This is a genomic window from Bradyrhizobium sp. PSBB068 (assembly GCA_016839165.1).
GTDB lineage: Bacteria > Pseudomonadota > Alphaproteobacteria > Rhizobiales > Xanthobacteraceae > Bradyrhizobium.
In genome coordinates this window covers 4,878,819-4,891,684 of sequence record CP069300.1, presented here as the reverse complement: position 1 = coordinate 4,891,684, position 12,866 = coordinate 4,878,819, and the positions used below count along the sequence as shown (strand labels likewise).

The 12,866-nt window shown below is 63.1% G+C and carries 12 protein-coding genes and 2 pseudogenes; 8 read left to right on the top strand and 6 right to left on the bottom strand.

What is annotated here, in order from left to right; genetic code table 11:
- Positions 1–20 precede the first annotated feature (20 nt).
- Positions 21–1,172 (bottom strand): zinc-binding dehydrogenase, encoded by a 1,152-nt coding sequence (locus JQ507_22800; GenBank protein ID QRI73466.1) that lies wholly within the window; start codon positions 1,170–1,172, stop codon positions 21–23.
- Positions 1,173–1,370: 198 nt separating this feature from the next.
- Between JQ507_22800 and JQ507_22795 the strand changes: the two genes are divergently transcribed.
- The 7 genes and pseudogenes from JQ507_22795 to JQ507_22765 all read left to right on the top strand — a co-directional run bounded on the left by JQ507_22795 (position 1,371) and on the right by JQ507_22765 (position 7,348).
- Positions 1,371–2,378, top strand: a complete 1,008-nt coding sequence (locus JQ507_22795; GenBank protein QRI67784.1) for an ABC transporter substrate-binding protein — start codon at positions 1,371–1,373, stop codon at positions 2,376–2,378.
- Between the two features lie 37 nt (positions 2,379–2,415).
- Positions 2,416–3,231 carry an ABC transporter permease gene (locus JQ507_22790; protein QRI67783.1) on the top strand — a complete coding sequence of 272 codons (816 nt, stop codon included), beginning with the start codon at positions 2,416–2,418 and terminating at the stop codon, positions 3,229–3,231.
- Between the two features lie 4 nt (positions 3,232–3,235).
- On the top strand, positions 3,236–4,021 hold the full coding sequence (locus JQ507_22785; GenBank protein QRI67782.1) for an ABC transporter permease subunit: 786 nt from the start codon (positions 3,236–3,238) through the stop codon (positions 4,019–4,021).
- Complete coding sequence (locus tag JQ507_22780) at positions 4,018–5,076, top strand: ABC transporter ATP-binding protein (protein QRI67781.1); 1,059 nt, start codon at positions 4,018–4,020, stop codon at positions 5,074–5,076. Before JQ507_22785 ends, JQ507_22780 begins: the two co-directional genes overlap by 4 nt.
- A 9-nt stretch (positions 5,077–5,085) precedes the next feature.
- The gene (locus JQ507_22775; GenBank protein QRI67780.1) at positions 5,086–5,925 is read left to right on the top strand and encodes a phosphodiesterase; all 840 of its coding nucleotides are present in this window, start codon (positions 5,086–5,088) and stop codon (positions 5,923–5,925) included.
- Between the two features lie 289 nt (positions 5,926–6,214).
- Positions 6,215–6,952 (top strand): annotated as a pseudogene (locus JQ507_22770) (Crp/Fnr family transcriptional regulator).
- 108 nt (positions 6,953–7,060) lie between these two features.
- Positions 7,061–7,348: a hypothetical protein gene (locus JQ507_22765; GenBank protein QRI67779.1), complete on the top strand. Its 288-nt coding sequence runs from the start codon at positions 7,061–7,063 to the stop codon at positions 7,346–7,348.
- A gap of 64 nt (positions 7,349–7,412) precedes the next feature.
- Here JQ507_22765 and JQ507_22760 read toward each other — a convergent pair whose 3' ends face one another.
- From JQ507_22760 to JQ507_22740, 5 genes are all read right to left on the bottom strand, one after another.
- Positions 7,413–8,507 (bottom strand): amidohydrolase family protein, encoded by a 1,095-nt coding sequence (locus tag JQ507_22760; protein QRI67778.1) that lies wholly within the window; start codon positions 8,505–8,507, stop codon positions 7,413–7,415.
- Between the two features lie 145 nt (positions 8,508–8,652).
- Positions 8,653–9,948 (bottom strand): TRAP transporter large permease, encoded by a 1,296-nt coding sequence (locus tag JQ507_22755; GenBank protein QRI67777.1) that lies wholly within the window; start codon positions 9,946–9,948, stop codon positions 8,653–8,655.
- A 15-nt stretch (positions 9,949–9,963) separates the two neighbouring features.
- Positions 9,964–10,476: a TRAP transporter small permease gene (locus JQ507_22750; GenBank protein QRI67776.1), complete on the bottom strand. Its 513-nt coding sequence runs from the start codon at positions 10,474–10,476 to the stop codon at positions 9,964–9,966.
- A 41-nt stretch (positions 10,477–10,517) separates the two neighbouring features.
- The gene (locus JQ507_22745) at positions 10,518–11,549 is read right to left on the bottom strand and encodes a TRAP transporter substrate-binding protein (GenBank protein QRI67775.1); all 1,032 of its coding nucleotides are present in this window, start codon (positions 11,547–11,549) and stop codon (positions 10,518–10,520) included.
- Between the two features lie 42 nt (positions 11,550–11,591).
- Complete coding sequence (locus JQ507_22740) at positions 11,592–12,335, bottom strand: GntR family transcriptional regulator (GenBank protein ID QRI67774.1); 744 nt, start codon at positions 12,333–12,335, stop codon at positions 11,592–11,594.
- Positions 12,336–12,606: 271 nt separating this feature from the next.
- On the opposite strand from JQ507_22740, the pseudogene JQ507_22735 reads away from it, so the two are divergent.
- Positions 12,607–12,795, top strand: a pseudogene (locus JQ507_22735) (ABC transporter substrate-binding protein).
- Positions 12,796–12,866 lie beyond the last annotated feature (71 nt).

Below are 12,866 nucleotides of genomic sequence, written 5' to 3'. Positions count from 1 at the left end.
CGCGCAGCCCCGAACGGACCTCACTCGGCAGCGCTCGCGATCGCATCGGCCTTGCGATTGGTGACGACGACCTTGATCGCGTCATCGACACGATCCCGCGCATATCTCAGCGCCGTCGGCAGGTCGGCGAGCGGAAACGTATGCGTGTGGATCTTGGTCGCGTCAAACCGCTTCGCGGCCATCAGTTCCATCGCACGGTGAGTGGCACTCTTGCCTTCGCCGCGGATGCCGTAGGCGTAGATGTTGTTACGCACCAAGTGCGCGATGTCCAGCGTCGCGGCCTCGTGCGGGAAGGCGGCCAGACAGATCTTGCCGCCGCGATTCGTCATGTGAATCGCCTGGTTGAGTGTTGCTTCGGTGCCGGCACATTCGACGACATAATCAGCACCGATCCCCCCTGTTAGTTGCTTCACGACCTCAACGGCATCTTCGTCGTTGATGTTGATGACGCGGTCGGCCCCCAATTCCCCGCCGATCGCCAGCCGCTTATTGCGCGTTCCCGTCAGCATGACAGGACTTGCGCCGAGCGCCTTGGCCACGGCAACTGCGAGAAGTCCGATCGGCCCGGGGCCGATCACCACGACGCTCTCGCCGGCCACCAATCCCCCCAATTCCGTCAAGCCGTACATCGACGTCCCGGCAGTCACCACGAGCGTTGCCTCCGCATCGCTCATGGTGTCGGGGACGCGCGCCAGCGTGTTGATGTGGTTCATCGCAAATTCGGCGAATCCGCCATCGGTTGTGAAGCCGTTGGCGCGGTGTCCCTTTTCCGGCTTTCCATAGTTGAGGCACGACGTGTACATGCCCTGGCGGCAGCGTTTGCACTGGCCGCAGCCGGCATGGATCTCCACGCTGACCCGCTCGCCGATCCTGAATTCGTCCACCTCAGGGCCGAGCGCGGCAACCGTGCCCATGTATTCGTGACCCGGCGTGAAGTTCTTGTTGAAGGGCAGTCCGCCCTGAATGCTCGCCGGCGAACCTAGATGGATGATCTCGAGATCGGTCGCACAGATCGCGACCGCATCGATGCGCACCAGCACCTCGGCGCGCGACGGCGCCGGCGTTGGCTTGTCGCGAAGGTGGAGTTGATCCGGGTCACCAAGGACCCAGGCTTTCATCAGGTCGGGGACGGGAAGATCGGGAGATGTCTTGACGCCGGGCGGCTGATACATGGGCGCTTCCTGTTTTGCCTGATAGCCTAGCGCGAAACGACCGGTCGCCGCGAGCATCCGATGGCTGGCTCGGGAGCAGCTGGATCGCTTTGCTGCGCGGCAGCAAGCCGTCGCAAAACATTCATGCGCGGCCTATACTTGGTCGCCGGGTTGATGTTGAAATCCTTCATTGCATCCTCGCCCAGACCGGAGCCTCCCATGAAGACCGTCCGCCTTGTCCTCGCGTTGCTGGCGCTGACACTGATCGCGCCGTGGCAATCCGCCAGGGCGGCCGACGTGATCTGCTACAATTGTCCGCCGGAATGGGCCGATTGGGCCTCGATGCTGAAGGCGATCAAGGCGGACCTCAACTACGATATCCCGCATGACAACAAGAATTCCGGTCAGGCACTCGCCCAGATCCTGGCCGAGAAGAGCAACCCGGTGGGCGATATCGGCTATTTCGGCGTGACCTTCGGCATGAAAGCGAAGGCGCAGGACGCGCTCGAGCCCTACAAGCCGGCGCACTGGGATCAGGTCCCCGCCGGTCTCAAGGATCCGGATGGCTACTGGACCACGATCCACTCCGGCACGCTCGGCCTGTTCGTCAACAAGGATGCGCTCGGCGGCAAGCCGGTGCCGGCCTGTTGGAAGGACCTGCTGAAGCCCGACTACAAGGGCATGGTCGGCTATCTCGATCCGTCGTCGGCGGCGGTCGGCTATGTCGGCGCGGTTGCGGTCAATCTGGCGCTGGGCGGCTCGCCGGCCAATTTCGATCCGGCGATCAATTTCTTCAAGGAGCTGCGCAAGAACGATCCGATCGTGCCCAAGCAGACGTCGTACGCCCGCGTCGTCTCCGGTGAGATGCCGATCCTGTTCGACTACGACTTCAACGCCTACCGCGCGAAGTATTCGGAGAAGGGCAATTTCGAATTTGTCATTCCCTGCGAAGGCTCCGTGGTGTTTCCCTATGTCGTCGGTCTCGTGAAGAATGCGCCCGACAAGGAGAAGGCCAAGAAGGTGATGGACTATCTCCTGTCCGACAAGGGGCAGGCGATCTGGACCAATGCCTATCTGCGTCCGGCCCGCCCGATCGAGTTGCCGGCCTCCGTAAAGGGCAAGTTCCTCCCCGACAGCGACTACGCCCGCGCCAAGAGCGTCGACTGGGGCGAGATGGAAAACGTGCAAAAAGCCTTCGTCGACCGCTATCTCGCCGAGGTCCGCTGAGGCAATATGGTGCCCTTCGCGGGGCGCCATTCTTCCGATGTCGCAAAAGTCTTTCATTTGGCTCTGCCTGCTGCCGCTTGCGGTCGTGACCACGGCATTCTTCCTGTTGCCGATGGCACGGCTGGTGGTCGCGGGCGCGGAAGGTCCGCACGGGCTCGCCGGCTATCTTGCCATCCTGACCGAAGGCCGCTATCGCGCGACGCTGATCAACACCGTGCTGCTGGCGGCCGCAACCACGGTCGTCACGCTGATCGTGGCGACCATTGCCGGGATGTTTCTGCAGCGGCACCGCTTCCCCGGGCGGGCCGTGCTGATCGCGATGTTGACCTTTCCGCTGGCCTTCCCCGGCGTGGTGGTCGGTTTCATGATCATCCTGCTGGCCGGGCGGCAGGGATTGATCGGCGATCTGTCGAACCGGATCTTCGGCGAGAAGTTCGTGTTCGCCTATTCGATCTACGGGCTCTTCCTGGGCTATCTCTATTTTTCGATCCCGCGCGTGATCCTCACCATCATGGCGGCAGTGCAGAAGCTCGACGTTGGGCTGGAGGAAGCCGCGCGTTCGCTTGGCGCGAGCCCCTGGGCGGTGCAGCGCGACGTCGTGCTGCCGGCGCTGGCGCCGGCGTTCGTTGCATCCGGCGCGATCGCATTTGCGACCGCGATGGGGGCGTTCGGGACTGCCTTCACGCTGGCGACGAACATCGACGTGTTGCCGATGCTGATCTACACCGAGTTCACGTTGGCCGCCAACTTCGCGACCTCGGCGGCGCTGTCGGTAGGGCTCGGCCTGATCACGTGGCTCATCCTTGCGCTTGCCCGCACCTTCAGCGGCAGCACGGTCGCGGCGGCCGGGTGAGATCATGCGCGATCGCCTGATCTTCACCGGCCAGTTCATCTTCACGCTGCTCGTTGCGGCCTTCCTGGTGGTGCCCGCCGGGCTTTCGATCTCCGCCGGCGTGACCGTCAATTATTTCAGAGGCATCCAGTCCGGCGTGACGTTGCAATGGGTCGCGCAGGTCTGGGAGCTCTATGCCGGCACGATCCTGCTCTCCTTCGTGATCGCGTTCGCGACGCTCGCAGTCACGCTGCTCGTCGGCGTTCCGGCAGCTTACGCGCTGCATGCGCGGGGAGGCCGGCTTGCCCGCATCGTCGAGGAGATAATCACGCTGCCGCTGGCGATTCCGGGGCTCGCGATCGCGCTGGCGCTGTTGCTCGCCTACGGGAGCCTCGGTGACTTTCGCCGCTCCTGGCTCTTCATTCTGGTCGGCCATGTGATCTTCACCATGCCGTTCATGGTGCGGTCGGTCATGGCGGTGTTTGCGACCGTGGACATCAAGACGCTCGATGAGGGGGCTGCCTCGCTGGGTGCGTCGCCGTGGCGGCGATTTTGCGACGTCATCGTGCCGAACGCGCTGCCGGGAATTCTGGCTGGTGCGCTCATGGTGGTCACATTGTCGCTCGGTGAATTCAATCTGACCTGGATGCTGCATACGCCGTTGACGAAGACGCTGCCGATCGGGCTCGCCGACAGCTATGCCTCGATGCGGCTCGAAGTGGCTTCGGCCTACACCCTGATCTTCTTCGTGATGATCATACCGCTCCTGGTCGCAATGCAGCTCTTGGCCGACAGGGATCACAAGCGATGAGTACGGCGGGACACGGTGCAGCGGTGCGGATCGAGGCGTGCGGCAAGACCTTTGCCGACGGCACGCGCGCGCTCGATCCCGCAACGCTCGACATTGCCCGCGGCGAGACGCTGGTGCTGCTTGGCCCATCCGGCTGCGGCAAGACCACCATGCTGCGCATCATTGCCGGGCTCGAGCTGCCCGATGCCGGCGGCAAGGTCCTGTTCGACGGCAAGGACATGACCTCGGTCCCGATTGAGCGGCGCAATGTCGGGATGGTGTTTCAATCCTACGCGTTGTTCCCCAACATGACTGTGGCGGACAATATCGCCTACGGGCTGAAGATCCGGGGCGTTGCGAGGAGCGAGCGTGCCGCGCGGGTTGCCGAGCTGGTGGCTCTGACCAACATCACGGGCTTGGAGAACCGCCGCATCGACCAGCTGTCGGGTGGTCAACGTCAGCGCGTCGCGCTGGCGCGTGCGGTCGCGATCCGGCCCGGCATCTTGCTGCTTGATGAGCCGTTGACCGCGCTTGATGCCGCCTTGCGGGACCGGCTGCGGAGCGAACTCAACCGGTTGTTGCGCGCACTCGGCATTACGACGATCTACGTCACGCATGACCAGGCGGAAGCGATGGAATTGGGCGACCGTATTGTGGTGATGCGGAAAGGCGCGATCGCCCAGATCGGCACGCCGCGCGAGGTCTATTTCGCGCCGAAGGATCGCTTTGTGGCGGAATTCATCGGAGCGGCGAACATCGTGGAAGCTCCGGTCGAGAACGGTTTATTGATCCTGCCCGGCGGGCGATTGCCGATCGAGGGTGGTGCGACGAGCGCGAACGCGACGGTCATGATCCGCCCCGAAACCATTCGAGTGACGAGCGCCGGGGCGGAGGCGCTTTCGGGCGTTGTCGATTCCGTCAGCTTCATCGGCGACCGGCAGCGGCTTGTCGTGAGTGGTGCTTCGAGCAAGCCGCTCAATGTCGACGCGCCCAACACGATTCAAGCCAAGGTCGGCGATCGGGTTGGCCTGTCTATCGCACCCGACGCGCTTCGTATTCTGCCGTCCGAACCCTGAGATCCATCGATGCCGTCGAAGCCCACCCTCATCGCCCAGATATCCGACCTTCACATCAAGCCGCCGGGAGCGTTGGCCTATGGCCGGGTCGATACCGCCAAGGCGCTTGAACGCTGCGTGGCAGCGCTCGGCGCATTCGAGCCGGCGCCCGATTTCGTCGTCATCTCGGGCGATCTGGTCGATACGCCGTCGGTCGAGGAATACGACTATCTCAAACAATTGCTCGCGCCGCTGCGCCTGCCGTTTGCCGGCATTCCCGGCAATCACGACTCGCGCGAATGGATGCGCGAGGCGTTTCCTTCGGCGCCTTATGTTCACGCGACGGGCCCGCTCGACCAGAAGATCGAGGTCAACGGTCTCGATCTCCTGCTGCTCGATTCAAGCGTTGCCGGTAAGCCTCATGGCATGCTCGAAGCGTCCACGCTGCAATGGCTGGACGCGGCGCTGGCGGCGGCAGTCGACCGGCCGGCGCTGCTCTTTCTGCACCATCCGCCATTCAAGGGCGGCATCTGGCACATGGACCGGCAGGACCTCTTCAATGCCGACGAGTTGGCTGCCATCGTCAAGCGGCACCCGCGTGCGCGGCTGATCGCGTGCGGGCACGTCCACCGTGCCATGCTGACCACCTTCGCGGGGATTGCCGTGACAATATGCCCCGCGCCGAACCATGCGGTCGACCTCGACCTCGGACAGCTCCGCGAACCATCGTTCAAGGTGGAACCGCCGGCATTTCACTTGCATAGCTGGTTTCCCGGGCAGGATTTCGGGCAGGTGGTGACGCACCAGGTTCCCATCGGCCAGTTTGACGGGCCGCACCCGTTCTTTGGGCCGGACGGCAAGCTGTTGTGAGTTGGCGGCGTCGACCCCGACACAGCGGGTTCTGCGCGGTGAGACTGTCGTTGCTGGACCGGATATTCCGGATCACGGGCGGCCCTGCCTACAATTGAGCGTTGCATAGGCACGCATTTATTCCAAATTGTAGCTTGGATGCCTTCTATCCCGATGCCGCCGGCTCGGACCTTATGTTGCTGTAGGCCGGCGGTGGGGTTATAGTCCTTTCCGATTTCATTGATCGATGGCTATGTCGGAGTCGCGCTGTTGGCGCGCCGATTGAACGCAACAATCAGTCTGGATCACGATGACCAGTGCGCCGCCCATTGAACGAACTGCCGGCGCGCCGTTGTTTTCGAACAACAAGCTATCGGTGCTGCGCAAGCATCCCTATTTCGCCGACCTCGAGCCCGAAGCATTCGATCAGCTCTGTCGTTATGCCAAGCACATCACGCTGAAGCGCGGCACGGCGATCTTCTCCAAGGGCGATCCGGGCACCAGCCTGATCGCGGTGATCTCGGGTACGGTGAAGATCAGCATCTCGTCGCCGGATGGCCGCAACGCCATTCTGAACTTGATCGAGGCGGGAGAGATATTCGGGGAGATCGCGCTGCTCGACGGTCTGTCGCGGACGGCAGATGCCACCGCCAACACCAATTGCGAGCTCTTCGTCATCGATCGGCGCGAGTTCATTCCGTTCGTGCGCAGCCAGCCGTCGCTTGCGATGAAATTCATCGAGCTGCTGTGCGCCCGACTGCGCTGGACCAGCGACCAGGTCGAGTAGGTGATCCTGCAGGACCTGCCGGGCCGACTGGCGAGCGCGCTGCTGCGTCTCAGCGACAAGCACAAGCCGCAAGGTCGTACCATCTCGATCACCCAGCAAGAGATCAGCGAGATGGTCGGCATGACCCGCGAGAGCATCAACAAGCAGCTCCGCGCATGGGCGACACGCGGTTGGGTCAGGCTCGAGCATGGCGCGATCGTCGTGCTGAAGCCCGAGTCGCTTCAGGCGCTGGTCGACGCCGGGGCTGATGACGGCGAGTAGCCACGCCGGCTGCCGGGGTCAGCTCCGCACTTCACGAAATGGTGAGCCGGACAAGGCCTGTGAAACCATTCACATCGGCCTTGCGTGCCCTGCGGTAAGTGACCCTCGGTGGAGCACGTCCGCATTGTGGAGGAATCCATGCAGGGCTCTTTCGACAACCGACAGCAGGACCCCGAGAGCAATTACGGGAGCTTCAGCATCAAGCTGATTGCATTGCCGGTGCTGCTGGTCGTGGCGTTGATCGGGATGCTGGTCAGTCACCCCGCCGCGGTCAAATGGATTTCGGATGTGGCGCAAGCGGAGTTCGTCGGAACTGATGCCTTCGACACCAATCCACCGCCCAGGATTGCGCAGCCGGCGCCCGCGGCCTTGCCGCGCACGGTGAAGGCCAACTGATCATTGCTGTCGTCGCCGCGGATCAGGGCGACGACGATAGTCGGCCAACGACCGGCGGCCGTCGTCACGCGGCAACGCCGAGTAGCTTCGCCGCGGTCCGGCCGAGAATGTTGGCCTTGTCATCATCGCTCAGCGACGAGCAAGCGAAGATGTGGTCGACTGGCGCGAGTTGCCATGGATAGGGATAGTCGCTTCCGAGCACGATCTGGCCGGCGCCGACCTGCGCGGCGAGGTGCCGGATCGCCTCCGGCGTGAAGATCAGGGAATCGAAATAGATCTGCTTGAGGTATTCGGTCGGCGCTTTCTTGAGCTTGATCTCGGGATTGCATCCCTTCGGGCCGACCAGGCAGGCATGGTCCGAGCGATCCGCGTAGGAGGGGAGGTAGCCGCCGCCATGCGCGGCGACGATCTTCAATCCCGGGAAGCGATCGAGCGTCCCCTCGAAGATCAGGTGGGAGAGCGCGATCGTGGTCTCGAGCGGATTGGCGATCGTGTTGCCGAGCCAGCCATTGCCCGAGAGCCGCTTGTTGAGCTCGGGCACGCCTTGCGGATGAATGAACAGGGGGACACCCAGTTCCTCGGCCTTGGCCCATATGGGGTGAAACTTCGGATCGGAGAACTCGACGCCGTCGACGACACCGCCGATCGCCGCGCCCTTCAGGCCCTGCTTCTTCACGGCGATCTCCAGCTCCTGCACCGCAAGATCCGGCGCCTGCAGCGTCAGCGAGGCGAAAGCCGCAAACCGGTCGGGCTTCGAGGCGCAGAGTTCGGCGAGCTTTTCGTTCTGGATTTTCACGATCTTGCCGGCAAGCTCGCGATCGCGGTCGTACCAGAACGGATTGATCGAGAGCACCTCCATGTCGACGGCCTGCGCGTCCATCGCTGCCAGGCGCTTGTCGATCTCGATGAAGGCTTCGGCCGCGCCGTTGACCGGCGGCACTTGCAGTCTTTCGGCGTCGGCGCCGAGCAGGGCGCCCGCCTCGCGGAAGTGGCAATGCGAGTGAATGTCGATCGTCCTGACGCGCTTGCCATCGACGCTGACCGGCAGCTTCTGCCGCGACGGCTGTGCATTCGCGTTGTGGACGAGCCCGCAGCCGCAGAACACGATGCCTGCCGCCGCATTTGCTCCCGCTTTCAGGAAATCACGCCTTGTTGTCATGACGATCGCCTCCCTGTCTTTTTTGTTATGGAGCGGCGAGCGTAGGCATGGCGGCGAGCGGTCGCAAGGTCACACGCTGTGCGTGTCGCGCAATGTTGATCTGCTCAGATCGGTCTTTGTGCCAGGGCGACAGTTCCGCTCGCATTCAGTGCAGGACCTGAAGCTGCCGCGGCAGCCAAAGCGAGATTTCGGGGAGATAGGTCACGCACATCAGGACGAAGAACATCACCGCGTAGAACGGCCAGATCTTGCGCATGACCTGCTCGATCGTGACTTTGCCTACTGCGCAGCCGACGAACAGGATCGCGCCGACCGGCGGATGGCATAGCCCGATGCCGAGATTGAGCAGCATGATCATGCCGAAATGGACCGGATCGACGCCGAAGTTCTTCATGACCGGCAGCAGGATCGGCGTTGCGATCAGGATCGACGGCGCCATGTCGACGAGCGTGCCGAGCACCAGCAGCAGGACGTTGATCAGGAGCAGGATGACGTACTTGTTGTCGGAGATCGACAGGAAGAAGGCGGTCATCTTGGCCGGCATCTGGGTCAGGGCCATGATATAGCCGACGCTTGAGGCGCAGGCGATCAGCGTCATCACCATTGCGACGGTGCGCAGCGTGCGATGCAGCAGCACCGGCAGGTCGCGCCAGCGATAGTCGCGATAGATGAACATGGTGACGAAGAAAGCCCAGATGCAGGCGATGGCGCCGGCTTCGATCGCGGTGAAGATGCCGCCGAGAATGCCGCCAAGGATGATGACGAGGGTGATGAGACCCCAGGAGGCATCGATGGCGATCCGGATTGCGTCCTTGGCCGGCACGGTCTGGCCGTGCGGGTGCTTCTCGCGATAGGCGACGGCGAGGCACAGAATGATCAGCGAGAAGCCGAGCAGCAGCCCGGGGAACACGCCGGCCATGAACAGGGCGCTGATCGAAATCGTTCCGCCGGTCGCCAGCGAGTAGAGCACCGCGTTGTGGCTCGGCGGTACCAGAAGGGCCTGAACCGACGAGGTGATCGTCAGGTTGGTCGCGAACACGCGCGGATAGCCGTTCTGCTCCATCTGCGGGATCATCACCGAGCCGATGGCGGATGTATCGGCGACGGCCGATCCGGAAATTCCGCTCAGGAAGGTCGTCGCAAGCACGTTGACGATCGAGAGGCCGCCACGCAGACGGGTCAGTCCGACCAGCACGTCGGCAAACGCGACCAGGCGCCGGGCCATGCCGCCCTCCGCCATGATCGCGCCGGCCAGCACGAAGAACGGGATCGTCAGCATGGCGACCTTGCTGACCCCGTCGGAGATCTTCAGCATCACCGCTTCGAGCGGAATGCCGATCCACAGCGCGCCGACGATGGCCGCCATCGCCAGCGAGTAGGCGATCGGCATGCCGATCAGGAAGCAAAGCAGCATGGTCGCGAGCAGGATGGAGATGTCCATGGTGGCGTCTCGCGGTCAGTCGATCGATGCTTCGCGATGCGCGCCGATCGGATCGAGCGGTGCACCGAGGAAGATTCGTTCGATGATGAACAGCAGCAGGCAGCAACCGCCGATCGGAATCGGGAGATAGGTGACGCCGACCGAGAGGAACGGGAAGTCGGCAATCGTGTTGTGCCAGGTCACCTCGACCAGCCGATAACCCCAGATCATCATGAACAGCGCGATCAGCCCCATCAGGATTTGCACGACAAGGTCGGCGAGCGACCGGAGCGGAGCCGGCAGCTTGCCGGCGAAATAGCCGACGTTCATATGCAGATTGAGGCGATATCCTGCGGCCGCGCCGATGAAGGTCACGACGATGGTGAGCAGCACCGCCAGCGGTTCGGGCCAGGAGGCGGCGCTGTTCAGGACATAGCGCGTGAACACCGCCCATGGGATGACCGCTGATATCAGGAGCAGCGCCGCGGAGCCCGTGACGACGCAGGCAAGATACAGATAGTCCATCGCGCGACGATATGATCCAGCCATGTCGTGTCCCGTAAGATGTCGATGTCCTGTGCGGTGCCGTGTCAGGCAGCCTGGATGCGCCCGATCATGTCCTGGTATTTCGGGCCATATTTGTCCCAGACCGGCTTGACCGCGTTCTGGAATGGCGCCTTGTCGGCGATCTCGACGATCTCGCAGCCGGCGGCTTTCGCTTTCTCCATCGCCTGCTGCTCGTAGATATTCCAGAGCCCGCGCTCTTCCATCTGCGCCTCGCGGGCGAGCTTCCTGATCAGCGTCTGGTCGTCCGCCGACAGCGCCGACCAGGCTCGTTTCGAGAATACCAGCAGCTCGGGAACGATCAGGTGCTCGGTGAGCGAAAAGTGCTTCGCTGCGGTATAGTGATTGCTGAAGACGTAGCTCGGCGGATTGTTCTCGGCGCCGTCGATGACGCCGGTCTGCAACGCGCTGAACACCTGGTCGTAGCCCATCGCGACGCCGTTGCCGCCGAGCGCATTCATCATGTCGATGAAGATCGGATTGCCGATGACGCGGAATTTGAGGCCCTTGACGTCGGCGATCGTCTTGATCGAATGCTTGGTGTTGTAGAGGCTGCGCGCGCCGGAATTCATCCAGCACAGTGCGACCAGCCCGGCATTCGGGCTCGCCGTGATCTTGTCCAGCAACTCCTGGCCGAGCGGGCCATCGATCATCCGCTCGGCATGCGCCATGTTCTTGAACAGGAAGGGCATGTTGACGACGTTGATGTCGTCGACGATCGGGCCAATCGAGCCCGCGCTGACGCGCAGCATCTGGATCGCGCCGATCTGAGTCTGCTCGATGGTTTCCTTCTCGCCGCCAAGCTGCATCGAGGGGAACATCTGCAGCGACAGGCGGCCGTTGGTCGCCGCCGCAAGCTTCTTGCCGAGATTTTCCGTCGCGACCACGGTCGGATAGCCCGGCGGTTGCACGTCTGACGCCTTGAAGACCGCTTTGGACTGGGCAAGGGCGGTCTGTGCCGACGTCGCAACGATCGCGCCCAGGCCGGCGCCGATCTTGATGATGTCGCGGCGGTTGAGTCCGGCACCGCCGTGCTGCGGTCGTTCTGTACGGTTCATTTCATCTCCTCCCAAAAATGCTTGGCCGGAGTCCGGCCGCGGTCATGCCGGCTGGCTTTGCGCGTCGAAGAACTCCGGATTGTTGTGCTGGGTGGCCGAGATGTCGGCCAGCAGCCGTTCGAGGTGCCTCGCCATCGCAGCTCCGGCGGATGCGGGGTCGCGTGCCTCGATCGCGGCCATGACCGCTTCGTGCTCGGCAATGACCTCGGTCATCCGCCCACGCTGCGGCAGCGTCAGCCAGCGGAAGCGGTCGACGTGAACCTTGACCTGCAGGATCAGTTTCCAGATGCCGGGGTGCCCGGCAATTTCGGCGATGGCGGCGTGGAAGGCCTCGTCGGCCTGATGGAATGCCTCGCGCTCGCCGGCCTTGTCGGCCTCGCGCTGACGTTCGAGGATCGCGTGCAGGCCGAGGATCTGGCTGGTGCTGGCGCGCTCGGTCGCCATACGGGTCGTGGTTTCCTCCAGCGACCTGCGGACGATGATCGCCTCCGGGAGCGCGGCGAGCGGGATGTGCGACACGAAGATTCCGGATTGCGGGAAAATCTCGACCAGACCCTCGTCCGCCAGGCGCAGGATGGCCTCCCGTACCGGCGTCCGGCTGACGCCATAAGAGCGCGCGATCTCGGCCTCGATGATCGGATCGCCAGGCCTGCGCTGCAGGGAGACGAGCTCGGCGCGCAGCGCGGCATAGATCCGCGCCGCCGCCGTCGCGGTCCGCGGGCGGCCGGTCCGCCGGTGGCCGGTGAGGTTGCGGAGCTCCGACTTTTTCGGCGACCGGCCGGCCATTCATGCTCCCAATATTGATATATTAGTATATGAAGTGATCACGGAAGGCAAACCGGCGTCGTTCGCATCCCGGGAGGTCACATGACCGACGGCCGCAAGCCGTTCGATCTCACCGGCAAGATGATCCGGAAAAGTGGAAACCGGTTTCGAAAGGATCGTGCTCAGACAAGAAGTGAGATCAGAAGTCTGGCTGTAACCTGACGGCTCTGTCGATGACTGACGCTGTCTTCACGCATCGGAATATCGGCGGGAAGACGGTGTACCAACTTCGCCGGACGAGCATCGCGATGCCGATGGACAGTTCGCGAGCTTCCGGGTCTGGCTGTCGATCATTGCCTACAACACCAGTCTGGTGAAGGCCGAGGAGGCGCCGAAGAGCTCTGCCGATCTGCTCGATCCGAAATGGAAGGGCAAGATCGTCCAAGCGCATCCCGGCTACAGCGGCACCATCGCATCTTCCGGGTTTGACCCATGGTTGAGGTCGGTAGCCGAGCATTGAGCGTTCGACGCATGGCATATGCTCGGTTTTCG